At 35.7% G+C, this 26,198-nt stretch carries 21 protein-coding genes and 1 tRNA gene; 8 read left to right on the top strand and 14 right to left on the bottom strand.

What is annotated here, in order from left to right; translation table 11 throughout:
• Positions 1 to 341 precede the first annotated feature (341 nt).
• The 3 genes from OYT91_RS14965 to OYT91_RS14975 all read right to left on the bottom strand — a co-directional run bounded on the left by OYT91_RS14965 (position 342) and on the right by OYT91_RS14975 (position 4,064).
• On the bottom strand, positions 342 to 1,538 hold the full coding sequence (locus OYT91_RS14965; RefSeq protein WP_281238597.1) for a C1 family peptidase: 1,197 nt from the start codon (positions 1,536 to 1,538) through the stop codon (positions 342 to 344).
• Positions 1,539 to 1,624: 86 nt separating this feature from the next.
• Positions 1,625 to 3,526, bottom strand: coding sequence for a S9 family peptidase (locus OYT91_RS14970; RefSeq protein WP_281238598.1), 1,902 nt, complete (start codon positions 3,524 to 3,526; stop codon positions 1,625 to 1,627).
• Positions 3,527 to 3,650: 124 nt separating this feature from the next.
• Complete coding sequence (locus tag OYT91_RS14975) at positions 3,651 to 4,064, bottom strand: hypothetical protein (protein WP_269224123.1); 414 nt, start codon at positions 4,062 to 4,064, stop codon at positions 3,651 to 3,653.
• Positions 4,065 to 4,301: 237 nt separating this feature from the next.
• Between OYT91_RS14975 and OYT91_RS14980 the strand changes: the two genes are divergently transcribed.
• The 4 genes from OYT91_RS14980 (at position 4,302) to rbp (ending at position 8,626) form a co-directional block, all read left to right on the top strand.
• Positions 4,302 to 5,414 carry an NAD(P)/FAD-dependent oxidoreductase gene (locus tag OYT91_RS14980; protein ID WP_281238599.1) on the top strand — a complete coding sequence of 371 codons (1,113 nt, stop codon included), beginning with the start codon at positions 4,302 to 4,304 and terminating at the stop codon, positions 5,412 to 5,414.
• Between the two features lies 1 nt (position 5,415).
• Positions 5,416 to 6,159 (top strand): monofunctional biosynthetic peptidoglycan transglycosylase, encoded by a 744-nt coding sequence (mtgA, locus tag OYT91_RS14985; protein ID WP_281238600.1) that lies wholly within the window; start codon positions 5,416 to 5,418, stop codon positions 6,157 to 6,159.
• A 780-nt stretch (positions 6,160 to 6,939) separates the two neighbouring features.
• Positions 6,940 to 8,142, top strand: coding sequence for a sensor histidine kinase (locus OYT91_RS14990; RefSeq protein WP_281238601.1), 1,203 nt, complete (start codon positions 6,940 to 6,942; stop codon positions 8,140 to 8,142).
• A gap of 118 nt (positions 8,143 to 8,260) precedes the next feature.
• Entirely contained in the window at positions 8,261 to 8,626 is a 366-nt protein-coding gene (gene rbp / locus OYT91_RS14995) for an RNA-binding regulator (protein ID WP_116759447.1), read from the top strand.
• 107 nt (positions 8,627 to 8,733) lie between these two features.
• On the opposite strand, the gene leuB is transcribed toward rbp, so the two are convergent.
• The 9 genes from leuB to leuC all read right to left on the bottom strand — a co-directional run bounded on the left by leuB (position 8,734) and on the right by leuC (position 15,554).
• Positions 8,734 to 9,795: a 3-isopropylmalate dehydrogenase gene (gene leuB, locus OYT91_RS15000; protein ID WP_281238602.1), complete on the bottom strand. Its 1,062-nt coding sequence runs from the start codon at positions 9,793 to 9,795 to the stop codon at positions 8,734 to 8,736.
• Between the two features lie 87 nt (positions 9,796 to 9,882).
• Positions 9,883 to 11,406, bottom strand: a complete 1,524-nt coding sequence (locus tag OYT91_RS15005; RefSeq protein WP_281238603.1) for a hydroxymethylglutaryl-CoA lyase-like TIM-barrel protein — start codon at positions 11,404 to 11,406, stop codon at positions 9,883 to 9,885.
• 56 nt (positions 11,407 to 11,462) lie between these two features.
• Positions 11,463 to 11,975 carry a GNAT family N-acetyltransferase gene (locus tag OYT91_RS15010; protein WP_281238604.1) on the bottom strand — a complete coding sequence of 171 codons (513 nt, stop codon included), beginning with the start codon at positions 11,973 to 11,975 and terminating at the stop codon, positions 11,463 to 11,465.
• Entirely contained in the window at positions 11,975 to 12,679 is a 705-nt protein-coding gene (locus OYT91_RS15015) for a class I SAM-dependent methyltransferase (protein ID WP_281238605.1), read from the bottom strand. Before OYT91_RS15015 ends, OYT91_RS15010 begins: the two co-directional genes overlap by 1 nt.
• 16 nt (positions 12,680 to 12,695) lie before the next feature.
• The gene (locus OYT91_RS15020) at positions 12,696 to 12,824 is read right to left on the bottom strand and encodes a hypothetical protein (RefSeq protein ID WP_281238606.1); all 129 of its coding nucleotides are present in this window, start codon (positions 12,822 to 12,824) and stop codon (positions 12,696 to 12,698) included.
• A gap of 10 nt (positions 12,825 to 12,834) precedes the next feature.
• Positions 12,835 to 12,999, bottom strand: coding sequence for an ABM domain-containing protein (locus tag OYT91_RS15025; RefSeq protein ID WP_281238607.1), 165 nt, complete (start codon positions 12,997 to 12,999; stop codon positions 12,835 to 12,837).
• A 76-nt stretch (positions 13,000 to 13,075) separates the two neighbouring features.
• Positions 13,076 to 13,672 (bottom strand): 3-isopropylmalate dehydratase small subunit, encoded by a 597-nt coding sequence (gene leuD / locus OYT91_RS15030; RefSeq protein ID WP_269224114.1) that lies wholly within the window; start codon positions 13,670 to 13,672, stop codon positions 13,076 to 13,078.
• Positions 13,673 to 13,732: 60 nt separating this feature from the next.
• Complete coding sequence (locus OYT91_RS15035; RefSeq protein WP_281238608.1) at positions 13,733 to 14,086, bottom strand: four helix bundle protein; 354 nt, start codon at positions 14,084 to 14,086, stop codon at positions 13,733 to 13,735.
• A 73-nt stretch (positions 14,087 to 14,159) separates the two neighbouring features.
• Positions 14,160 to 15,554, bottom strand: a complete 1,395-nt coding sequence (leuC, locus tag OYT91_RS15040; protein WP_281238609.1) for a 3-isopropylmalate dehydratase large subunit — start codon at positions 15,552 to 15,554, stop codon at positions 14,160 to 14,162.
• Between the two features lie 884 nt (positions 15,555 to 16,438).
• Between leuC and dnaE the strand changes: the two genes are divergently transcribed.
• Together dnaE and OYT91_RS15050 are read left to right on the top strand one after the other, a co-directional pair.
• Entirely contained in the window at positions 16,439 to 20,962 is a 4,524-nt protein-coding gene (gene dnaE / locus OYT91_RS15045; protein WP_281238610.1) for a DNA polymerase III subunit alpha, read from the top strand.
• A gap of 130 nt (positions 20,963 to 21,092) precedes the next feature.
• The gene (locus OYT91_RS15050; RefSeq protein WP_281238611.1) at positions 21,093 to 22,010 is read left to right on the top strand and encodes an outer membrane beta-barrel protein; all 918 of its coding nucleotides are present in this window, start codon (positions 21,093 to 21,095) and stop codon (positions 22,008 to 22,010) included.
• Between the two features lie 419 nt (positions 22,011 to 22,429).
• On the opposite strand, the gene OYT91_RS15055 is transcribed toward OYT91_RS15050, so the two are convergent.
• The gene (locus OYT91_RS15055) at positions 22,430 to 24,547 is read right to left on the bottom strand and encodes a prolyl oligopeptidase family serine peptidase (RefSeq protein WP_432419414.1); all 2,118 of its coding nucleotides are present in this window, start codon (positions 24,545 to 24,547) and stop codon (positions 22,430 to 22,432) included.
• A 295-nt stretch (positions 24,548 to 24,842) separates the two neighbouring features.
• Positions 24,843 to 24,916: transfer RNA gene (locus OYT91_RS15060), tRNA-Ala, on the bottom strand.
• Positions 24,917 to 25,136: 220 nt separating this feature from the next.
• Here OYT91_RS15060 and OYT91_RS15065 point away from each other — a divergent pair.
• Positions 25,137 to 25,895 carry an enoyl-CoA hydratase/isomerase family protein gene (locus OYT91_RS15065; RefSeq protein ID WP_281238612.1) on the top strand — a complete coding sequence of 253 codons (759 nt, stop codon included), beginning with the start codon at positions 25,137 to 25,139 and terminating at the stop codon, positions 25,893 to 25,895.
• A 3-nt stretch (positions 25,896 to 25,898) separates the two neighbouring features.
• Entirely contained in the window at positions 25,899 to 26,069 is a 171-nt protein-coding gene (locus tag OYT91_RS15070; protein ID WP_269224112.1) for a hypothetical protein, read from the top strand.
• The last annotated feature ends 129 nt before the right edge of the window (positions 26,070 to 26,198 follow it).

Genomic DNA, 26,198 nt, shown 5'->3' on the forward strand with positions numbered 1-26,198 from the left:
GGGAAATCAAATTCTTTGAATGGAGCTTAAAAAACATTGCGATTCTTCGCGAATTTTTCGTGTGACTCTGCGTAATAATGTCTAATACTGAATCTGGGCTTAATGACCTTGGGCGTGACCCTGTTGCGAAAAGGGGCTTAGATACAGCACCGCTCATTCAGCCCCTTTGCACAACAGTGTCGGGCTATCACGAGCGCTTTGGCGCCTTGCTCTATCCCTCACGCAAACTGCAAAACAACAACTTCAGTTTGAACAAGAATAGTTCCTTAACCGTTTTTCGAAAACAAAAAAAATCCCGACTTTAGATTAAGTCGGGATTATAACATTTAAAAAATAAAAAACTAAGCTCCTATTTTCTTAGCAATATCTGTTGGAACTCCACCTTTATTTACCATCAATGAAGTAGTTTTGTATTTTACAAAATTCTTACTCACATACAAATAGCCTTTGTAGTCATTTGTAGCTCCCCAAGAATTTTTTACAATATAATACTCTTTACCCATTTGGTCTTTGGCAATCCCAACAATGTGCATGGCGTGATCATCTGTTGTTTGATAATTGTCAAAAGCTTTTTGACGGATTTCCTCAGTGATTTCCAATTCTTCTTTTGGACCATTAAACATGTTCTCTTTTTCAATAGCAGTCATGTCCTCATATTTTTTGGTAGGAACAAAAGCCACACCATTTTTCCAACTGAAACTTTTCTCACTCACATCCGAAGCCCACGCAACAGTGTAACCGTTTTTCAAGGCATTGTCAATTATTGCCGTCATATCATTCATTTTGATATTATAAACCATATCAAAAGACCAGTTGTCTGGAACCATCATCATTGTTTTGGTATAATAAGGCACATTGGCATAAGAGGCAAATTCTACATATTCATCAGCATTAATGCCTACAATTTCTTTTGCAAAAGATTGTGGAGTATAGCTTTTTCCTTTATACATAAAATTTTCAGGAACTTGACCTAAATAAGAATCAATAACTGCAGCATATGCTTTTTCCCAGTTTGGCGTTAATTCTCCATTTGGATTTTTTACCACTGCTGCTAATAATGCTTCTGTCAAAGCACCCATTTCAGCAAATTTATTTTTAGAGGTTCCATAATTCAAACCAGTATACACTTCTTGAGGAACAGCTCCGTATTTTTTGTACATATTAGTCACATCATGCAATTCGCCACCATCTCCCAATGTTACAGCACCATGCATGCGTACATAATTTTTCCCTTTTTCGATGTAAGCATTTCGAGCAGAGAAAACTTGTGATAATTCTACTGGCTGTTTACCCAATCGTATCATTTCAGATTCTAAAAATGAATTGGTAGAATAACTCCAACACGTTCCAGAAGAACCTTGATTTTTTACAGTCGTATTGGCCAAATTAATTACATCAGTAAATTTGAAACTTTCTACACTTTTTTCACTAGCATTTGCCTTCAATGAATTGACTAATCCATCTTGAGCCATTATGGTATTCATTCCAACAACCAAAGTTGTAGCAATAAATAATGATTTAATTGGTAATTTGAACATTTTGAAAAATTTTATGGTTTAATAATTTGTAACAATACTACTTGTTTTGTTACATTTATTCGAGTTAGTTTTTTATTTTAAACGAATTACAAGGTCTCTTTCAGCCATTTATAAAATTCTTTTTGCCAAATTTGAGCATTCTGGGGTTTTAAAACCCAGTGATTTTCTTCTGGAAAATAGAGAAATCTACTTTTAATACCACGAATTTGAGCCGCTTGAAAAGCTTCTTGCCCTTGCCCAATCGGCACTCTAAAATCATTACCGCCTTGAATAATTAAGATGGGAGTATTCCAATTTTGAACAAAATTAATTGGATTGAATTTTTCATACGTTTTTTGGGCGACTGCATTGTCTTTTTCCCAATACGGACCTCCAAAATCCCAATTATTAAAGAAAACTTCTTCGGTTGTTCCAAACATACTTTGTAAGTTAAAAACACCATCATGAGCAATAAATGTTTTAAATCTATTGTTGTGAATTCCCGCCAAATAAAACACAGAATAACCGCCATAGCTTGCACCTACACAACCCAAACGGGCTTTGTCAACATAACTTTCTTTAGCGACATCATCTATTGCCGAAAGATAGTCTTCCATTACTTGACCACCCCAATCTTTGCTAATTTGCTCGTTCCATTCTACTCCATGTCCTTGCATTCCGCGACGGTTTGGTGCTACAACAATATAACCATTAGCAGCCATCAATGAAAAATTCCAACGGAAAGAATAGGATTGAGTCAATGGAGATTGTGGTCCACCTTGACAAAATAATAATGTTGGGTATTTTTTGGAAGCATCAAAATTAGGTGGTAAAGCTACCCAAACTAACATTTTCTTTCCATCGGTAGTGGTCACGTAACGTCTTTCTATTTTACCCAACTGTAAGGAAGCGTAAGTTGCTGTATTTACATTTGTTAATTGTTTCCAAGTATTTTTCTTTAAGTTGAAAGAAAAAATTTCAGCAGCATGATTCATATCGGTTTTGGTCACAATAATATCCTCTCCTGAAAAGCCTACTAAATCATGTACATCAAAATCTCCACTTGTAATTTGTTTTACTGTAATTGCAATTTTTGTCATTCCAGGGAAGTTAACCTCAAAAAGTTGTACTGTTCCATCAATTGGAGCTAAAAAATAAATCTTTTTTCCGTCTTTACTCCACAGGAAACTATTTACAGTTCCATCCCAATGTGCAGTAAGATTCATATTTATCCCTTTAAAACTAACGATTAAGTCATTTTTGTCAGCTTCATAACCATCACGCTTCATTTGTAACCATGTCAAATCTCCAGAAGGTGAGAATTGTGGAGCCATATCATACCCTAAATTCCCTTCGGTTCTATTGATGGTTTTCCCTGTTTCAAGATTGTATTCATAAATATTGGTGTCTGTAGAAAGAGCATATTGAGTTCCTGCTTTTTTCTTGCATACATAAACTATACTTTTTCCGTCTGGAGACCAATTGTAATCTTCATCATCTCCAAAAGGTTTTTGCGGACTATCGAAATTTTCTCCTTTTAAAATATCAATTCCTTCAGATCCTTCTTTGTTTTCTCTGTAAAATACATGGTTAAATTTACCTTCGTTCCAAGTATCCCAATGGCGATAATCGAGACCATTATATATTTGAACATTGGATTTATCTAAATTAGGGTAGAAATCTTTCCCCAAAATATTATCAATTTTAACTTCTTGGTTGTAAACTATGTATTTCCCGTCTGGAGAAACGTTTTTATCTGCCAAAATTTCTTTGGTATCCTTAATTTCCAATACGTTTCCTGTGCTAATTGCAACAGTATATAATTTTGAATTGGATTTGTTTTCTTCGACAGAAGGTGTCGATACTTTATAAACAACATTTTTGCCATCTTTTGAAATTCCTAAAGGTGTAATTCGTCCTAACTTCCAAAGTAATTCCGGAGTCATAACATTTTGAGCGATTGCATTTAAACTCATCATTGTTAGCATTAAAAAGAGTAATTTTTTCATTATTATTGAAAATTTATGTTCAGATTTCAAATATAGCACTATAATTCTCAATTAGAATAGATAGTCTAACATAAAAAAACCTTAATTTTTCAATACACTCAAGTGCTAACAAAACTGTAGAAAATTAAGAAACTTTAAAAAATTGAATAGTCAAGAATGTGATTACAAAACACAAAACCAAAACAGCAACACCAACGATAATGGCTCTTTTCAAGAAAGATTTCTTTATTTTTATAACTTCGGAATCTATATTCACAATGGTTTTGAATTTATCAAAGGATTCAATAGTTTCCAAATATTTTATCCAACCACCACTCTCATATATTTGCTTGCCAAATTCAGTTAAATCACACCGAAACTCTTGCTCTTTTTCTAAAACAACAAGGCCTTTCTTGTCAAGAATTTCTGCAAATACTTTAGAATTTTTTAAATTAAAACCACATTCATCTTTAAAATTGATTCGCATCATAAATTGAGATTTCGATAAATAAAGTAATTTTAAATTTACCTCAATAATTTCATCGATATTTTCCAACATAACAAATATTTTATATTTACATTCATGCCCCATTTATACTTTTACAAATTATAAAAGCGCTTTTTTCAGGGTCTTTTTTCATTAATCAATTATAATGCCAAAGACTTCATTTTCATAAATTTAACACATTTCTATTTCAAAACTGAAGTATTCTAAAAAACAATACTATTCAATACATATTCATATAGGAAGTTTATATAACTAGAAAAATTATTTAATTTTATAAAAAAAAATAAGATGGAACTAAGCTATTGGGAATTGAAAAATTGGTTTAGCCAAGTTGATTATACTATTGTTGGTAGCGGTATAGTAGGATTGCATGCTGGATTGCGCTTGCGTGAAAAATACCCCAACAGTAAAATATTGATCCTCGAGAAAGGAATGTTACCACAGGGAGCCAGTACCAAAAATGCTGGATTTGCTTGTTTTGGAAGTATTTCTGAAATCATCGACGACCTAAAAACACATACTGAAGAGGACGTAATTCAGTTGGTACAAAAAAGATGGAGTGGTTTGCAATTACTCAGAAAAAGACTTAATGATACTACAATAGATTTCAAACCTTATGGAGGATATGAGTTGTTTTTAAAAAATGATGATAATAGTTTTAGTGAATGTTTCAATAAGTTACCGTTTATAAATGATATTCTAAAACCACTATTTAAAGCCGATGTATTTGCCAAAGAAATAGACCGATTTGGTTTTGGAGGCATTCAGGAATATTTAATTTTTAATCCTTTTGAAGCTCAAATTGATACCGGAAATATGATGCAAGCCTTATTAAAACAAGCCATTGCTCAAGACATATTAATACTGAACCAACAAACCGTTACTTCTTTTTTGGATAACGAAAAAAATGTTGAGGTAGCACTAGGCGATTTTAGTTTTACAACAAAAAAATTATTGTTTGCCACCAATGGTTTTGCCAATACGCTAACAAAAGGGGAAGTAAAACCAGCGAGAGCACAAGTTTTAATCACCAAACCAATTCCTAATCTGGATATAAAAGGTACATTTCATTTGGATAAAGGATACTATTATTTTAGAAACATCGGTGATCGTATTTTACTGGGAGGCGGAAGGAATCTCGATTTTGAAACGGAAACCACAACCGAGTTTGGTCAAACAGAAATTGTGCAAAAAAAATTGGAAGACGTATTAAAAAAAGTAATTTTGCCCAACCAAGATGTCCAGATAGAACACCGTTGGAGTGGCATTATGGGAATTGGCAATAGCAAAAAACCAATTATCACTCAATTGTCTGAAAACGTGTATTGTGGTGTACGACTTGGTGGTATGGGAGTAGCAATAGGCAGTTTAATAGGAACCGAATTAGCAGATTTAATATAAAATGGCGACCAAAATAACACCAAAAAAAACGACAAAGAAACCCGTTAAAAAAAACTCAGGGAGCATTATGACCAAAGTGAAATGGTTTTTGCTGAAAGCTTTGCTATGGTTTTTTGGGATTTCAATTGCTTTTGTAGTGCTTTTTAAATTTGTGCCAGTTCCTTTCACACCCCTGATGGTAATTCGTTATTTTGAAAATAAAGCTGCTGGAAAAGAAATTTACTTTAGCCATAATTGGGAACCGCTTGATAAAATCTCGATGAATTTACAAAAAGCCGTTATTGCCAGCGAAGATGGGACTTTCTTAACCCATAATGGTTTTGATTTTATCGCAATGCAAAAAGCTTATAAAAGTAACGAAAGAGGTCGAAAAATAAAAGGAGGAAGTACCATATCACAGCAAACTGCCAAAAATGTTTTTCTTTGGCAAGGACGCAGCTACCTTCGAAAAGGGCTAGAAGCCTATTTTACGGTTTTGATTGAACTTATTTGGGGCAAAGAACGTATTATGGAAGTCTATCTCAATAGCATCGAAATGGGTGATGGTGTTTATGGCGCCTATGCCGCGACAGAACATTGGTACAGGAAAGATGCGTCGAGTCTAACAATGACTCAAGCCGCAGGAATTGCAGCCATTTTACCCAATCCGCGAAAATACAAAGCCACCAGTTCTTCTTCATACATCAACAACAGAAAAACAAAAATTGTTCGAATTATGAGGCATATTGGCAAAATTGAATATTAAAAACAAACCTCAATGATAAGACTACCCCCAAAAAAGTTAAACACTATTTGGGGGTATTTTTATAAATTCCCACTTAAAAAATCATATACAAGTAAAAGAATAACATTGCAAAAGGATTCATTTTAGACATCCAGCAAAAATTGTTTTTTTTAAATGTAATTTTTTTTTTGGCATCCTCTAATGGTTGTGCTCAATATCGTTACGTTAATGATTTCTCACTACATTTTTTCAAAATATAGCTCTAGCAAAGATGCGAAGGCACAAAGAAATTGTCTCTAAACTTTGCGCCTTTGCATCTTGGCAAGAAAGACAAAGCTTAACTTAATGATATTGACATCAAGCTGTACGTACTCGCTTTTTTTTGTGAGCCTAAAAAGGCTTACAAAAAAAGAGTTCCACTGCCATAACTTACGAGACATCAAGACATAGTATCGTATTTGTATAAATAATTACCTTCATAAATGGAGTTAAAACAAAATATTTTTAAAAAAAAACATGATTTTATTAAAAAATACTAAAACTGGCATTGTTATTGTTTTGATTATAACCCCGATTCAATATTAGATTTCGCTATGATTCTGGATTATTCAATAAAAACAAGTGCCCAAGAACTATTTTAGAAATAGAAGATTTATTTCTTTCAATTTTAAAAATAGAAGAAAGTGCTTGGCTTTGAAGAAAAGAATCCAAACAAAGTAGATTTCTAATATAGCTGGGTTTATTATATTATGTACAAACCCCAATTTATTCGGATTTCAAATAAGTTACAAATGAGAAACTATGATATCACCTACAATTCCTGACAATGAAAAAATACGTATAAAAGCTTTAAAGTCTTTCTCTATTTTGGACACTTTTTCCGAAAAAGAATATGACGAAATAACCCTTTTAGCTTCAGTCATTTGTGATACCCCAATATCTTTAATTTCTCTTATTGATGAAGACAGACAGTGGTTTAAATCAAAAACGGGAATCGATATAGAAGAAACACCACGTGAGTTTTCTTTTTGCGGACACGCAATTTTGGATAACAGTCAACTGTTTACAATTGAAGATTCTCGGCTTGATGAAAGATTTCATGACAATCCATTAGTAACAGGTTATCCAAATGTGGTTTTTTATGCTGGAGCCCCATTGATTACATCCGATGGATTGGCTTTGGGGACTTTATGTGTTTTGGATAATAAGCCAAAAACACTAACGCCCATGCAGCAACAAGCAATGAAAGTACTTTCTAATAAGGTAATAAGCCTTTTTGAACTCAAAAAAGCGAATTTACTTTTAAAACAAAAAAATAAAGAGTTGGAATCACAGCGAACCGAATTGGAAATGTTTGCAAATGTGGCGGCCCATGACATTAAATCTCCTTTAAAAAATATAGGTAGTTTAACCCAACTTTTGCTTGAAGAATATGGACCCAAATTAGATGAAGGAGCGAATGAAATGTTGAATATGTTGCACACATCTTCCCTTATTTTGAATAGTTTAGTCGATGGAATTTTAAATCACAGTAAAGCAGGATCAATTTTAGAAATTAATAGAGATGAGTTTGATTTAAAATACTTTATAGACAATACAATACAACTTATGAATAGTCGAGGGCAATATGAATTCATAACCTTATTTGAAAATCAGTCCATAGTCGTTAATAGAGTTGCTTTGCAGCAAATTTTTATTAATTTAATCGGTAACGCAATTAAGTATAATAATAAGGAACAAATTGAAATTACAATCGGTTTTTCAGAAACCAAAAGTCATTATCATTTCTATATATCGGATAATGGAATGGGAATGGTTAAAGAACATCAATCAAAAATATTTAAAATTTTCGAGATTTTAGGGGTTGAAGATCGATTTGGCAATAAAGGAAATGGAATTGGACTTTCTACTGTAAAAAAATTAATTGAAGGTCTTGGCGGTAGTGTTTCAGTTGATTCTGAAATTGATAAAGGAACAAAAGTTAGTTTTTCAGTGTTGAAATAATGATTTGTTAAAAAGTTAAATAGCTCTAAATCATAAAAGATTTCACAAATATGCTAATTTATAGTTGATTAGAATAAAAATAGAGTACATTTGCTTCAATTATTATAAATAAGTACTTATGAATATTTTTGTTGGAAGCCTTCCATTCAGTATTGAGGAAGCAGATTTAAGAGAGTCTTTCGAGGCTTACGGAGCAGTTGATTCAGTTAAAATTATCACAGATAAATTTACAGGAAGAAGTAAAGGATTCGGATTTGTTGAAATGACAAATGATGATGAAGCTCAAAAAGCAATTGACGAATTGAACGGAGCTACTGTTCAAGGACGTGCAATCGTAGTAAACAAATCTGAACCAAAACCAGAAGGTGAAAGAAGAAGTTTTAACAATAACAGTCGTGGTGGAGATTCACGCGGTGGTTATGGTGGTGGAAACAGCCGTGGTGGAGACAACCGTGGAGGTGGAGACAGAGGAGGAAGATATTAATATTCTTTTCAATCATATAAAAAAAGGTGTCAATGTAAATTGACACCTTTTTTGTTTATTCTATTTTTAGGGTAGAGGCGTATTGAAATACACCTCTACTTATATAGTTACAAATTAGCAACCAACCAGTCACCAACTTCACTAGTTTTATATGCTTTTGTACCTTTGGCCACTAAATCTTCGGTTACAATTCCTTGTTCCAATGATTTGTTCACGACAGCTCTGATTGCTTCGGCTTCTTCTTTTAATCCAAAAGCATCTTCAAACATCATGGCTGCTGATAAAACAGTTGCTAATGGATTGGCAATATTCAAACCAGTTGCTTGTGGATAAGAACCGTGAATTGGTTCGTATAATGAAGTGTGTTCCCCAACAGAAGCTGATGGCATTAATCCCATTGATCCTGAAATAACAGAAGCCTCATCAGTCAAAATATCTCCAAATAAATTTTCTGTAATCAATACATCATAAGAGTTTGGCCATTGTACCAAACGCATGGCTACAGCATCCACAAATTCGTAAGACACTTCTACCTCTGGATAATCTTTTTCCATTGCCTGAACAGTTTCTCTCCACAAACGAGATGTCTCTAATACATTGGCTTTATCCACGCAACATAATTTTTTGGAGCGCGTCATAGCCAATTCAAATCCTTTTTTGGCCAAACGTTGTACTTCAACTCTAGTATACACACAGTTGTCAAAAGCAGTTTCTCCGTTGTCTCTTCTTCCTTTTTCTCCAAAATAAATTCCTCCAGTCAATTCTCTAAGGAAAACCAAATCAGTTCCTTCGATACGCTCTCTTTTTAAAGGAGAATTGTCAATTAATGATGGGAAAGTAAAGGTTGGACGTACATTGGCAAACAAGCCTAATTTTTTACGCATCAATAATAATCCTTGCTCTGGACGAACAGGAGCGCTTGGGTTGTTATCGTATTTTGGGTGACCGATAGCTCCAAAAAGAACCGCATCGGCAGCCATGCAAATTTCATGCGTTTCGTCAGGGTAAGGAACACCAACGGCATCAATGGCACAGGCTCCTGTCAATGCAGGCGTCCATGTGATTTCGTGGTTGAATTTTTTTGCAATGGCATCCGAAACTTTAACGGCTTCGTTAATTACTTCTGGTCCGATTCCGTCTCCGGCTAAAAGGGCGATATTTAATTTCATTATAAAATATTTTATTTAAAGATTGAATTATTTAAAGATTTAAAGATTGAAGTTTTAATTTTTCAATCTTTAAATCATTTCATTTTTTTAATTAGTAACCACATTGAGCATTTTTTGCGTAGCAATGATAGCGGCAACGGTTTGATCCGAGTCTAATCCTCTTGTTTTAAATTCTTTTCCATTATTAGTCCAAGTGATAATGGTTTCGCATAATGCATCCGAGCTACTTCCTGGTGGAATGCGAACCGCATAATCAATCAATTTAGGCAAAATCATTTTTCTGGATTTGTAAATTTTAGAAAGGGCATTCATAAAAGCATCAAATTGACCATCTCCTTGTGCATTTTCTTCAAAAATTTCACCTTCAATTTTTAAACATAGCGTTGTCGATGGGCGCAACCCTTTGGCATGAACCAATATATAGGATTCGACTACAATTTTTTCTTCATAAGACTGACTGTCCAATACATCCGAAATGATATAGGGCAAATCTTCTTTAGTAACGGTTTCTTTTTTGTCTCCCAATTCGATGATTCGTTGGGTTACCAATTTTAAATCCTCAGGGTTTAGTTTCAATCCCAATTCTTGTAAATTTTTTTCGATATTGGCTTTCCCGGATGTTTTTCCTAAAGCATATTTTCGCTTTCTTCCAAAACGTTCTGGAAGCAAATCATTAAAATACAAATTGTTTTTGTTGTCACCATCGGCGTGAATTCCTGCCGTTTGTGTAAAAACATTATCACCTACAATAGGCTTGTTGGCAGGGATTCTATAGCCAGTAAAGGTTTCAACAAGCTTGCTTACAGAATATAATGAGGATTCTTTGATGTTGATTTTTACCTCGGGCATAAAATCATTAATCACTGCAACGGTACTTTCCAGCGGAGCATTTCCAGCGCGTTCTCCCATTCCGTTTACGGTAACGTGCAGTCCGCTGATGCCTGCTTTTACAGCTTCCATCACATTGGCAACACTTAAATCATAGTCATTATGGGCGTGAAAATCAAAATGAATTTCAGGATATTTTGTGGTAATTTTAGAAATAAATTCAAAAGTATCGGATGGAATAAGCACACCTAGTGTATCTGGCAAAAGTACTCTTTTGATGGGCTGCGTTACTATAAAATCCAAATACTGAAAAACATATTCAGGAGAATTACGCATACCATTACTCCAATCTTCAAGATACACATTGGTGGCGATTCCATTTTCGTTAGCCAAAGCAATAGATTGTGCGATTTCGGCAAAATGTTGCTCCGGTGTTTTTTTTAATTGATGCGTCAAATGATTCAGAGAACCTTTGGTCAATAAATTTTGCACTTTGGCCCCCGCTTTTTTCATCCATTCGATAGAAATTCCGCCATCAACAAATGCCAATACTTCAATTCTGTCAGTATATCCCTTTTCTTCAGCCCAAGACATAATTCCTTTAACGCCTTGAAACTCTCCTTCGCTCACACGAGCGGAAGCCACTTCTATTCGATCAATGTTTAATTCTTCTAATAATAATTGCGCAATGGTTAATTTTTCTGTAGCAGAAAAGGATACTCCCGAGGTTTGTTCTCCATCCCGAAGTGTGGTATCCATTATTTCAATTTTTCTTTTTTCCATGTTGCTTTTTATGTTCCTTCTAAAAGGGTATTGCTTGATTCTTTTTTATTGCTATTCTATACTTTTATTTCAAATAAGCTCAATGTTATTCCTTTATAATGTTTGGGCAAACCATCATAATCGGGAGTTATAATTCCAAGGAAATTAAAACCACATTTTTGATAATATTCAATTAGAGCTTCATTGTCCCCCCAAGTATCCATTCTCAAATAATTCAAATTATTTTCTTTTGCAAATGGCAATCCCCAATCGATTATTTTTTCTACAAAATGCTGTCCTCTAAATTTAGGATGCGTTACTATTCGGTGAAAATAAACGGCTTTGTCACTGTTTTTCTCTTTCCAAATGCTTTTGTCTTCAAATGTGAGGGCAAATATGCAAGCAATTTCTTTATTAATTAAAACTTTCCATTGGCGGTTTTCTGCAATTTCTTTTTCTATTAATGCTCTGTCAAAACCTTGCCATTGTTTGTTGAATTTGGTTTTTTGATAGGCAATCGCCATATCATAAAATTCAAAAATGCTGTCTATGTCTTCAATTGTGCTGGGTTTGAAATTAATGTTTTCCATTATTTTATACCTCCAAACACGGAAAAATTACTATTTTTATGCAATACATCCACATAATGAAAACCTGCTTTTTTCAAAACCTCTAATTGATATATTACTGATCTTGGCGTATCTTCTTTGGCAATATAAGCAAATACATTTTCTTGATACGCTTTGCCTCCCACACCTTCCAAATAATCCGAATAGCGTTTCCACATCAATTGGTCAATGGCGGGATGGTCGTGCTTGATTAAATCGGATATCCAAAAGCAGCCTCCTTTTTTGAGACTTTTATATATTTTAGAAAAAACTTGTTCCCATTCTTCATCCGATCTTAAATGATGCATTGCTGCTCCTGTAACCACAATATCAAAAGTGTCTTCGGGTAATTCCATATTCAAAAAATCAGTTTGAATAGTAGTAATTTTTCCTTCTGAAACTTCAAAAATTCTTTCTTTTGCTTTATCCAACATTGGTAGACTTAAATCAATCAAGGTGGCATCAAAGTCAGGAATAAGCCCTAATAATTTTAATGTATAATTACCCGCACCACAGCCTAAATCCAAAACTTGTTTGGCATCAGGACAACAAACGCTAGCAGCTTGGGTCAATAATTCTAAACTCAAAGTGGCATCAACGGTACTGATTTGGCCTGTTTCTAAATTTGAAAAACGGGCTACTTCGTTGTCAAAACGTTGTTGTATTTCAGCTAATGTTGATTTCATTTTATATGATTTAAAATTATTTTTTAGACTCCAAAACCATTTCATAATGCTCCACAATCGGGAACGGGTTATAATAATGATGCAACAATTTTTTCCATTCTAAATACGCTTCAGATTCTCTAAAGCCGATGGTATGATTTTCCAATTTCTCCCAATTAACAAGCAATAGGTATTTGTTTTCTTGCTCTAAACATTTTCTCAAAACTGTGGTTTACATACCCAGGAATCGATTGTATGAATTGGCTGGCAATTGTAAAGTCTCTTTCAAATTGAATACCTGAACCTTCTCTAACCTGCAGAGTAGCCATTTCTAAAATCATATCTATTTTTATTTATAAACCCGACAGATTTAAAAAATGTGTCGGGTTTTTTAACTAAAACTAATTGTATTTATTTTTAGTAAGGCAGTTTGTCTGCAAACCCTGTAATCTCTTCTTTAATGTTTTGCAAGTAGTCAATATCATCAAATCCGTTAATCATATTGTCTTTTTTGTAACCAGAGATGTCAAAAGATTCTTTTTGCCCCGTTACTTTAAGTGTAATGGTTTGCTCTGGCAAATTGATTTCCAATTCTGTTTTTGGATCGGCTTCGATTGCTTTGAAAATAGTTTCAGCAAATTCTGGACTTACTTGTACGGGCAAAACACCAATATTCAAGCAATTTCCTTTGAAAATATCTGCAAAGAAACTAGAAACAACGGCACGGAATCCATAATCGTAAACCGCCCAAGCTGCGTGTTCTCTTGAAGAACCCGAACCAAAGTTTTTTCCGCCGACTAATATTTGACCGCTGTATGTTGCGTCGTTCAAAACGAAATCTGCTTTTGGAGTATCGTCTCCATTGTATCTCCAGTCTCTAAAAAGGTTGTCTCCAAAAGCTTCACGTTTTGTAGCTTTCAAGAAACGAGCTGGAATAATTTGATCCGTATCTACGTTTTCTATTGGTAGTGGCACTGCACTACTGGTAAGGATGGTGAATTTATCGTATGCCATTTTTATTTGTTTTTGGCAGTCGGCTTTGAGCTTTGAGCTTTGGGCAAAACTGCACTAATTTTATTGATTTAATTTTAGTCTTAATTGGTAAATCTGTTTTCTAATTTGAATAACTTTGCTTTCTAAAGTCTGATGAATTTCAGGTTTTAAAAATTTCAAGTCAGAAGAAAGTAATAATAAATATTCAACTTCTGAGCAGGAAGCAATTGCAATATTCAAATATCTTGCAAATTCTTTTTCGGAATTAGAACCACAACCTTCAGCAAAATTTGTTGGAATAGAAGAAACTGCTCTTCTCAATTGACTTGTTAATCCAAATAATTCTTCTTTTGGAAACTCATTTGTTACTTGATAAACTTCAAGTGTAAACAAATGACTTTCTTGCCAAACATTATATTTTCTAAAATCTCTCATATGGGCTTTGGGTCATCAGCTTTGAGCTTTCGGCTGATAGCCCATAGCCGAAAGCCCAAGGCCGACTGCTTTTTTACATCAATTCTCTTGGGTCAGTTAATTTTCCAGTAACGGCAGCAGCAGCAGCCATAATAGGGCTAGCCAATAGTGTTCTTGAACCAGGACCTTGACGCCCTTCAAAGTTTCTGTTGGATGTACTTACCGCATATTTTCCGGCAGGAACTTTGTCATCATTCATTGCCAAACAAGCGGAGCAACCTGGCTGACGCAATACAAAACCAGCTTCGGTAAGAATGTCTAGAAGACCTTCCTCTTTAATCTGTGCTTCTACAACGTGAGAACCTGGAACTAACCAAGCGGTAACGTTGTCTGCTTTTTTTCTGCCTTTAACAATTTCTGTAAAAGCTCTAAAATCTTCAATACGACCATTGGTACAACTTCCTAAGAAAACAAAATCAATTGGTTTACCAATCATTACGTCATTTTCGTGGAAGCCCATATAGGCCAAAGATTTTTTATAAGTTTCCTCACCACCTTCCACTTGGTTGGCGTTTGGAATATGTTTTGTGATACCAATTCCCATTCCAGGATTTGTACCATAAGTAATCATTGGTTCGATATCTGCAGCGTCGATGTTTAATTCAGCATCAAAAACGGCATCAGCATCAGTTTTCAAAGTTTTCCAGTATTCAACTGCTTTTGTCCAAGCTTCCCCTTTTGGAGCATATAAACGTCCTTCTAAGAAATCGAAAGTTTTTTGGTCCGGAGCAATCATACCACCACGAGCACCCATTTCGATACTCAAGTTACAAACGGTCATACGACCTTCCATGGACATTTCTTCAAAAACATTTCCGGCATATTCAGCAAAATAACCAGTTCCGCCCGAAGTTGTTAATTTTGAAATAATATATAGTGCAACGTCTTTTGGCCCCACACCTTTGCTCAAAGTTCCGTTTACGTTGATACGCATTTTTTTTGGTTTTGGCTGCATAATACATTGCGTAGCCATAACCATTTCCACCTCAGAAGTTCCGATACCAAAAGCAATCGCTCCAAAAGCACCGTGAGTAGAAGTGTGAGAGTCACCACAAACGATAGTAGCACCAGGCAAAGTAATTCCGTTTTCAGGCCCTACCACGTGAACGATACCATTTTTTTGATGTCCCAATCCCCAGTGAGAAATTCCATATTCGGCAGCATTATCTTCCAATGCTTTCAATTGATTGGCAGACAAAGCATCAGCAACAGGTAAGTGTTGGTTTATAGTTGGTGTGTTGTGATCGGCAGTTGCAAAAGTGCGTTCCGGATACAATACCTTAATGCCTCTTTCTTTCAAACCTAAAAAAGCAACAGGACTAGTTACCTCGTGAATAAAATGACGGTCAATAAAAAACACATCTGGTCCATCTTCTATTTTACGCACCACGTGCGAATCCCATACTTTGTCGAATAATGTAGTACTCATTTTAACTATTTTTTAGTGTATTTTTCTTTTATAATTTAGATAGTTTCCTACCAATTATATCATTGGCAACAAATTTAAAAAAGAAAAGAGAGTTGTCAATTTCGAAAAGCGGTTATATACGATACCCAAAAGAATATTACAACACTATTGTACTTTGGTTCGCTGTTTTTGGTCAAAAAATACGCTTTCTTGTTTTGACTTTGAATTTCTTTTCAAAGTAGATTTGATGCTGTTGACTCTGTTTTTAATAATTTGCAAATTTATTACAAATAAAACGCATAAACAGACAATTTGTTTAAAAAATAACAACAAAAATTTAAAAAATAGTGATTATTGTTATATTTTATGTTGAAGATATTTGATATAAAAGAGTAAAAAAAACAATTTAGTGAGCTGAAAATAATGCTATTTTTGAGTTTTTAGACCTCCTTTTTTTTGCTAAAATACTACGACATCCAAAAAAGAGAAGAGATGAATATTTGATAGTAAAGAAGGTTTTCGGATGAAATAAAAACTATAAATCAGTTGGGCGTGACCGCGTTGAGAAAAGGGGCTTGATTATGATACCGCTCATACAGCCCCTTTCCTCAACGCGGTCGGGCTGTTGCTGCTACTTCGGTAGCTTAGCCCATCCCTCACGCGATCGCAAGGACATTTAGGAAGTTCTGTAAAAATTTATTTTACGAATGAGATTTAAAACGTACAGACAAGTGCCTCTTTTTTGTTAATAACTTAAGGCTTTCAATCCCCATAAAAAACCTAAATTTGAATTTCATTTTTTGAATTTACAATTAATTTTAAAGTGTTTATAACCAGTTAAATGCACTGCTAAAACCATAAAGGTTTTAGCCCCCTCCCTTTCGGGGAGGGCTGGGGAGGGGCTTATGTACTTAATATTCGATACCGAAACCACAGGATTACCCAAGAAATGGGGCGCACCCATTTCTGACACCGACAACTGGCCCAGATGTATACAAATCGCGTGGCAGTTGCATGATGACATGGGGAAACTCATCGAGCATCAGGATTATTTGGTAAAACCCGAGGGATTTAATATTCCGTATGATGCCGAACGTATTCACGGAATTTCCACTGAATTGGCGGAAGCTGAAGGGATTTCTTTGGGAGAAGTTTTAGAGAAATTCAATATTGCTTTAGGTAAAGCCAAGTTTATTGTGGGTCAGAATCTAGGTTTTGATATCAACATTATGGGTTGTGAATTCTATAGAATGGGTGTGACTTCGACTATGGGTTCAATGCCAATTCTGGATACTTGTACCGAGGTTACGGCGTCGTTATTGAAATTGCCAGGAGGACGTGGCGGGAAATTCAAATTACCTACTTTGACGGAATTACACTCTTATCTTTTCGATAAACCTTTTGCGGAAGCACACAACGCCACCGCCGACGTTGAGGCAACTACGCGTTGTTTCTTGGAATTAATTCGTCGTGATATTTTTACCAAAGAAGAGCTGGATGTAGAAATTGGTTATTTCAAGGATTTCAAAAATAAAAATCCGCATGAAATTGAGCTGATAGGGTTAAAACACATTAATTTAAAAGAAGCTTCGGAGAAAATCCGACTGCAATTTGGCGAGAAGCAAGCCGTCTCCGTTTCCAAAGAAGAACTAACGGAGAATAAAAAAGTATTGGTAGATGCCTCTTTTGTGCATTTACACAACCACACACAGTTTTCGGTTTTGCAATCGACTATTGGGATTGGTAATATAGTTTCGGTCACAGCTCAAAATAAAATGCCAGCTGTAGCCATGACCGATACAGGAAATATGATGGGGGCTTTTCATTTTGTGAGTGCAGTGATGAATCACAACAAAGCGGCATCAGCTAAAAACAAAGCCTTAGTAGAAAGTGGTGAGGAGCCTACAGAGACCGAGATAAAACCAATTGTAGGTTGCGAATTTAATATTTGCGAAAATCATTTGGATAAAACGAAGAAGGATAATGGTTATCAAATTGTGTTATTGGCCAAAAATAAAAAAGGCTATCACAATTTGGCCAAGATGGCTTCGATTGCCTATACTGAAGGTTTTTATTATGTTCCAAGAATTGACAGAAACATTGTTGAAAAATACAAGGAAGACATCATGGTTTTGTCCGGGAATTTATACGGAGAGATTCCGAGTAAAATTCTGAACATTGGAGAGAACCAAGCAGAGGAAGCTTTAATTTGGTGGAAAGCACAATTTGGGGATGATTTGTATCTCGAAATTATGCGTCACAATCAAGAAGATGAAAATCGTGTAAATAAAACCTTGGTTGAATTTTCCCAAAAACACCAAGTAAAATTAATTGCCACCAATAACACCTACTATTTAAAGAAAGAGGATGCGAATGCGCACGATATTTTATTGTGTGTCAAAGATGGTGAAAAACAAGCCACCCCGATTGGTCGAGGTCGTGGCTATCGTTATGGTTTGCCCAATCAAGAGTATTATTTCAAGTCGGGCGAAGAGATGAAAAAACTTTTTGCCGATTTGCCTGATGCCATAATTAACATTCAGGAAATTGTAGATAAAGTCGAAATCTACTCGCTGTATCGTGACGTATTGCTACCTAAATTTGATATTCCAGAGGAATTCATAGTTCCCGAAGACGAAGCGGATGGTGGAGTGAGAGGAGAGAATGCTTATTTGAGGCATCTAACAATGAATGGTGCCAAAAAAAGATATGGCGAAATTACTTCTGCTATTCAAGAACGATTGGATTTTGAGTTGTTGACCATTTCGAATTCTGGATATCCAGGTTACTTTTTGATTGTTCAGGATTTTATTGCCGAAGCTCGAAATATGGATGTTTCGGTAGGACCTGGTCGTGGTTCTGCGGCGGGTTCTGCAGTGGCTTATTGTTTAGGGATTACCAATATTGACCCGATTAAGTACGATTTACTTTTTGAGCGTTTCTTGAATCCGGATCGTGTGTCCATGCCCGATATTGATATCGATTTTGATGATGAGGGTCGTGGTCGAGTTATGGATTATGTGATCAATAAATATGGTAAGAATCAGGTAGCACAAATTATCACCTACGGTAAAATGGCAACCAAATCAGCGATTCGTGATACGGCCCGTGTATTGGACTTGCCATTGTTTGAAGCCGACAGGATTGCAAAACTTATTCCAGGAATGATGCCATCCAAATGGAATTTGGCACGTTTTATTTCTGAAAGTGAGGATGAGGTTAAAAAAGCCTTACGTTCAGATGAATTTGATAATGTAAAAGAGTTGATCGCAATTGCCAATTCGGGAGATTTGGCTGGAGAAACTATTCAACAAGCGAAAATTTTGGAGGGTTCTATGCGAAACACCGGAATTCATGCTTGCGGGGTGATTATTACACCATCGGATATTACGAATTTTGTTCCGGTTACTACGGCCAAAGATTCTGATTTGTATGTTACTCAGTTTGATAACTCAGTTGCAGAAAGTGCCGGATTGCTGAAGATGGACTTTTTGGGTCTGAAGACCCTGACTTTGATAAAAGATACCGTAAAATTGGTAAAGTACAGAACCGGAATTCAACTCGATCCTGATACTTTTCCGATTGATGATACCAAAACGTATGAGCTGTTCCAAAGAGGGGAAACCGTTGGGATTTTCCAATACGAGTCCCCCGGAATGCAGAAATACATGAAGGATTTGAAGCCAACGGTTTTTGGGGATTTGATTGCGATGAATGCTTTGTATCGTCCAGGACCTTTGGAGTATATTCCATCATTTGTTAGAAGAAAAAATGGCGAAGAAGAAATCAAATACGATCTAGATGCCTGCGAGGAATATTTAGGGGAAACTTATGGAATTACCGTTTACCAAGAGCAGGTAATGCTTTTGTCCCAATCGTTAGCAGGATTTACCAAAGGTGAAGCCGACGTATTGCGTAAAGCGATGGGTAAGAAGCAAAAAGAGGTGCTGGATAAAATGAAACCCAAGTTTGTTGCCCAAGCTGCCGAAAAAGGCCATGATGCAACCGTTTTGGAGAAAATTTGGAAAGACTGGGAAGCATTTGCGAGTTATGCATTTAATAAATCCCACTCCACTTGTTACGCTTGGATAGCCTATCAAACCGCTTATCTCAAAGCGCATTATCCAGCTGAATATATGGCGGCGGTACTCTCTAATAATATGAATGATATTAAGCAGGTGTCCTTTTTTATGGAAGAATGCAAGCGTATGGGCTTGCAGGTTCTTGGGCCTGATGTAAATGAATCGTTCTACAAGTTTACCGTAAATGATGATTATGCGGTACGTTTTGGAATGGGTGCCATAAAAGGGGTTGGTTCTGGAGCGGTTGCGACTATTGTGGAAAACAGAAAAGATGGAAAATACAAGTCTATTTTTGACTTGACCAAGCGTATTGATTTGCGCGCTGCTAATAAAAAAGCACTGGAGAATTTAATTTTGGCGGGTGGTTTCGATTCGTTTGAGGGAACGACCAGAGCGCAATATTTTCATGATGATGGTGACGGAATAACCTTCTATGAAAAATCCATTAAGTATGGATCTAAATTTCAAGAGAATGAAAATTCATCGCAAGTAAGTCTATTTGGAGAAACTAGCGAGGTGCAAATTGCCGAACCCGTTGTGCCTCCTTGTGAAGACTGGAGTACGATGGAAAAATTGGCCAAAGAGAAAGAGGTGGTTGGGATTTATATTTCGGGGCATCCGTTGGACGATTACAAATTTGAGATGAAATATTTTTGCAATGCTAAACTCGAAGCCCTCAAAAACATGGAGATGTATGTGGGTAAAAATCTAACTTTTGGAGGGATCATTACCAATGTACAACACCGTGTAGCCAAAAACGGAAAAGGATGGGGGACTTTTGTGTTGGAAGGCTATGATGAGAGTTATGAGTTTAAAATTTTTGGCGAAGAATATTTAAAGTTCAGGCATTTCTTTATTCAAAACAATTTTACTTTCATGAAAGTGATGATAAAAGAAGGTTGGGTAAATCAGGATACAGGTAAAAAAACCGATCCTAGAATGCAATTTGTATTAGTGCAATACCTTCAGGATGTGTTGAGTACTTTTGCGAAAAAACTCATTCTTTTGTTGAATATAAAGGATTTGGAAACCGATTTTATCCACCAATTGAACCGACTGTTTCAAGAAAATAAAGGAGACAACACCGTGACTTTTGAAATTATGGAATTAGAAAAAATAAAACGAATCGTCGAGACCACTTCTGAGTTTGAAGAGAGCGAGGATGAATCTTTTGTGGATGAAAACGAAGAAGCAACCGAAGTGATTGAAACAAAAACAGTCACCGAAGTTGAAGAAATAAAAGTGGTGACCAAATTATCGATGCCAAGTAGAAAATTAAAAGTTCAAATTTCAAATGAATTATTGTTTGAATTGGAGAAAATGCAGATTAATTTTAAATTGAATTAAAAATAACAATTAAAAATATGCTCGCATAATATATTTTTACTAATATTGCCGTGAATTACAACGATTTCGCATCAATTCAATTAGATACAAAGTCTTGTCAATTTGAATAACTTAAATAACTCATACATACATGAAAACAAAATTATTTTTATTAGGATTACTAGCTTCTACAATGACTATGGTAGGGCAAACTTCAGGGACTACAGACGCATCAGGTAGTAAAAGAGGTTGGAATTTTTATGCTGGCGGATCTTATTTCGGATCAGTTGTAGCAACAGAATTTCCAACTGTAGGTGGTAATGATGCATTAAGTAAAGTTTACTCAGGAACAACACTTATATCAGAAGAAAGTATTACTGGGTCTTTTGGAGAAGGTTTTCGCTACGGAGGAGGAGCAGGTTACCGATTTTCAGAGCGTTTTGGTGTGCAAATGAGCATTAACTATTATACCAGTAACAGCAAAACAATGGCTCAAACTTCTGGATATACTCCTGCTACTGGAGCTCCAGGAACACCTTTTAATTTTAAAGCAGAAGGTAAAATTAGAGCTTTAGACTTGGCTCCAGCTGTAGTGCTTTATTTGGGAGAAGTTAAAGGTTTTGAGTCTTATTCTAAAGTGGGTGTAATTGTACCAGTAAATGGTTATTTAGAAATTAAAACAGAAGCAGAGCCAGTTACAGGTGCTATGAAAATAAGTAAAACGGATAAAATTAAACCAAACCCTACTTTAGGTTTTATGGCTGCTTTGGGGACTGCTTACAAAATAGGAGGTAATTTTTCTGTTTATGGAGAGGTTGAATACCGTAATTTTACAGTACACGGGAAAACTAAAGAAACTACTTCGTATTCTGTAAATGGGGTGGATAAATTAAGTACACTTTCAGTTTCTTCAGTTCATACAAATTATACTGATGTATTGACAACAGCTTCTAATAGTAAAGTAACAAATGCTGCTGGTTTTGACAGCACTAAAGCTACTGATGACATTAGTTCTTATGTTGGAATTTCTGGATTAGGTATGACTATTGGAGTGAAATACAGTCTATAATCAAATACGATTGAAAATATATTGAAGACCTTCTGAAAAGAAGGTCTTTTTTGTTGCCTAATGTTTTTTGAAATTCGAAGAAGCTAATTCTGCAATAGAAATCTACTATATCTGGATTCTTCTGAAGAGCCCAAATTTACGCCTAATCTTAGAATCGAAAGAGAAGATTCTTCCTTTATTAAATAGTCCGTTAGTACTTGTTTTATTGAGTAATCTAGCTTCGTGATGAAATATAATGTGGAATTTTAGGTTGAAGCCCTAGCCCTGATGGAAGTGAAAAGCCTTTTGAAATAAAAGGCCCTTTTTCTTGAACAAAAAGAGCGACCAGAGGAAGCTCCTTTTTATTCTTAGAAAAAGGGCGTTTTATGATAAAGCTTGTAGCAAACAGCAGGATTAAGCTCCTTATTACTACAGCTTCTTTATTTTGGCAATGCTGTAAATCCCATATTGTATAAAGTAAAGGCTTGTATGTCGCAACTTTCTTGAATGGTAGCGGCCAATGATTTTCCGGCTCCGTGACCTGCATTGATGTCGATTCGGATTAAAACGGGGTTGTTTCCGGTTTGCTTTTCCTGTAACTCGGCTGCAAATTTAAAACTGTGTGCTGGAACAACTCTGTCGTCATGATCGCCCGTGGTGACCATCGTGGCGGGATATTGAACTCCTGCTTTTACGTTGGCTACTGGTGAATATCCTTTGATGTATTCGAACATTTCTTTGCTGTCTGCCGAAGTTCCATAATCAAAAGCCCAACCGGCTCCCGAGGTAAAGGTGTGGTAACGCAACATGTCCATTACACCAACGGCAGGCAACGCCACTTTCATTAAATCGGGGCGCTGTGTCATAGTGGCGCCTACCAATAACCCTCCGTTGGATCCTCCGCGAATGGCTAGAAAATTGGACGAAGTATATTTTTGCGCTATTAGATATTCGGCTGCGGCGATGAAATCATCAAATACGTTTTGCTTTTGCATTTTGGTTCCTGCATCGTGCCATTTTTTGCCGTATTCTCCGCCTCCGCGCAAATTGGCTACTGCGTAAATACCGCCGTTTTCCATCCAAACGGCATTGGAAATACTAAAACTAGGCGTTAAACTGATGTTGAAACCTCCGTATCCATAAAGAATAGTTGGGTTTTTGCCGTCGAGTTTCAATCCTTTTTTGTGCGTGATAATCATTGGAATTTTGGTTCCATCTTTGGACGTATAAAACACTTGTACGGATTGGTAATCTTCGCTTTTGAAATCGACTTTTGGCTTTTGATACACGGCCGATTTTCCCGATTTTGGTTCAAAAGAATAAATTGAAGGCGGCGTAATATAATTGGTAAAGGAATAATACAGAATTTTTTCTTCTTTTTTACTTCCAAATCCAGAGGCTGTACCTATTCCTGGTAATTTAATTTCGCGAATCAATTTTCCAGAATAATCATATTGTTTGACTACCGAAACGGCATCTTTCATGTAATTGGCAAAGAAATACCCGCCTCCTGTTGTTGGGGTCAACACATTTTCGGTTTCGGGGATTACATCTTTCCAGTTTTCTGGTTTTGGATTGCTCACATCTACACTTACAATGCGTTTGTTGGGCGCGTTTAAGTCGGTTTCTATGAATAATTTTTCGCCTTCGTTTTCAATGATGTTGTTGTCACTATTAAAATTATCCACAATCGTTACTATCGGACTGTTGGGTTTGGTCAAATCCTGAATGTACAATTCGTTTCCGTAAGTGGCATTGGAGGCAGAAATCACTAGATAATGATTGTCTTCGGTCACGCCTCCGCCTACATAACGGCGTTTTTGGTCTGCTCCAAAAATGACCTGATCGTCTTTTTGAGCCGTTCCCAATTTATGGTAATACAATTTGTGTTGGTCGGTTTTGGCCGAGAGTTCACTTCCTTTTGGTTTGTCATAACTGGAATAATAAAATCCTTCGTTCCCTTTCCAGGAGATACCGCTAAACTTGACATCGACCAAAGTGTCTTCGAGTTTTTTGAAAGTGTTGACATCCATAAGGACTACTTTTCGCCAGTCACTTCCGCCTTCAGAGATAGAATAAGCTACTTTGGAGCCGTCTTTAGAAAAATCTACTCCTCCCAAAGAACTGGTTCCTAATTTTGAAAAGGTATTCGGGTCCAGAAAAACTTCTTCTTTGCCTTTGGAGTCTTTTCGATACAAAACCGATTGATTTTGCAAACCGTTATTTTTGTAATAATAAATAAAACTTCCTTCTTTGAATGGTGCTCCAATTTTTTCGTAATTCCACAGTTTTTCGAGTCTGGATTTCAAAGCATTTCTAAAAGGGATTTGATCCAAATAATCGTAGGTTACTTTGTTTTCTTCTTTTACCCAAGCAGCTGTTTCGGGAGATTTATCGTCCTCGAGCCAACGGTAGGGATCGTTTACTTTGGTGTCAAAATAGACATCAACCGTTTCCCCCTTTGCTGTTTTGGGATACGTTAATGGAGTTGCTTTTTGGTTTTGCCCTAGAGAAGTTAACGAAGTTGATACTGCCATCAGAAATAAGATTTTTTTCATTTTGAAGTTAGTTTAAGTACCTAACAAAAATAGGCAAAGTTTTTTTAGTAAATTGTATCGAAGGAAGGATTGGAAAACAAAAGTTCTCAGGGTCAACAAAGAAATTTGGGGCATTACCAAAAAGGTCATAGCCATTCTTTTTTTTAAACCATTAAGAAATTAAGATTCATTAAGATTCGAGGTCGTTTTTAATGAATCTTAATTTCTTAATGGTTCAATTTTTCTGAGAATTTATTGCTCCCTTTTTTTCAGGACTAGACATAAAAAAACCCAAACAAGGTTTGGGTTTAGTGAGTGGAGAATATCGGATTCGAACCGACCACCTCTTGCCTGCCAGGCAAGCGCTCTAGCCAAATGAGCTAATCCCCCAATATTTTAATAGAATTCAAAAGTTTTATAACTAATTAAAACCGAACCTTCCCGATCATTATCGGGACGCTCTAGCCAAATGAGCTAATCCCTCAAGTACGGCGCAAATATAACATTTAATTATAGGAATATGCAAATTTCAAAATCACAATTCTTCAATTCCTAAAAAAATATATTTTGCTATGATTCCTTTTTTTAACTTTACATCAAAATATACCTTATGCTTACACCAGACAAAAACGGAACATTACTAACAACTATAGAAAACAAAATTGCTACGGTTCAGTTTGGTCATCCAGCAAGCAACTCTTTTCCAAGAGTATTACTCGATAGATTGACAAATGAGCTTACTTTTTTGAGTGATAATCCAGAGATTTCTGTAATTGTATTAAAAAGTGAAGGTACAGGCGCTTTTTGTGCAGGTGCTTCTTTTGATGAACTTTTGGCAGTAAGTACACTTGAAGAGGGGACACGCTTTTTTTCTGGATTTGCCAATTTGATCAATGCTATGCGTACTTGCAAAAAAATAATAGTAGGGCGGATACACGGAAAAGCAGTGGGAGGAGGAGTTGGTATTGCTGCCGCTTGTGACTATGCATTGGCCACCTCAGAAAGTGCTATTAAATTATCTGAATTGGCTATTGGTATTGGCCCTTTTGTAATTGAACCTGCTGTGAGTCGAAAAATTGGAAAAATGGCAATGTCAGAAATGACTTTGGACGCACACGAATGGAAATCGGCTTCATGGGCTCATCAAAAAGGACTTTTTGCTAAAATAGTGAATTCACAAGAAGAATTAGATAAAGAAGTTGTTGCATTCTCCAGAAAACTGGCACTTTATAATCCAGAAGCACTTTATGAAATAAAAAAAGTATTTTGGGAAGGAACGGCGCATTGGGATAAACTTTTAAAAGAAAGAGCTGCAATTTCAGGTAAATTAGTACTGTCCGATTTTACAAAAAACGCTTTAATTAAATAAAAAATGACTCATATTATTCTATTACTTCAAAATGTAGATATTGCAAAAAAAATTAAACAAGCTCCCGATGAAGGGTATCAAATTGGGGTTCTAATTGGTTCTTATTTGCCTTTTGTAATTTTAGTAGTATTGGCTTATTGGACCTATAATCGAGCCAAAAACCGAAAAGAGTAACTTTTAAATTTCCCCTTTTGAAAAAAATAGTTCTTATTGGGCTCATAGTCTGTTTCTTTTTTTCCTGCCAACAACAAGAACAGCCAATTGTCTCTTTTTATTATTGGAAAACAATTTTTAGGCTTTCGC

Source organism: Flavobacterium praedii, assembly GCF_026810365.1.
Taxonomy (GTDB): Bacteria; Bacteroidota; Bacteroidia; order Flavobacteriales; family Flavobacteriaceae; genus Flavobacterium; species Flavobacterium praedii.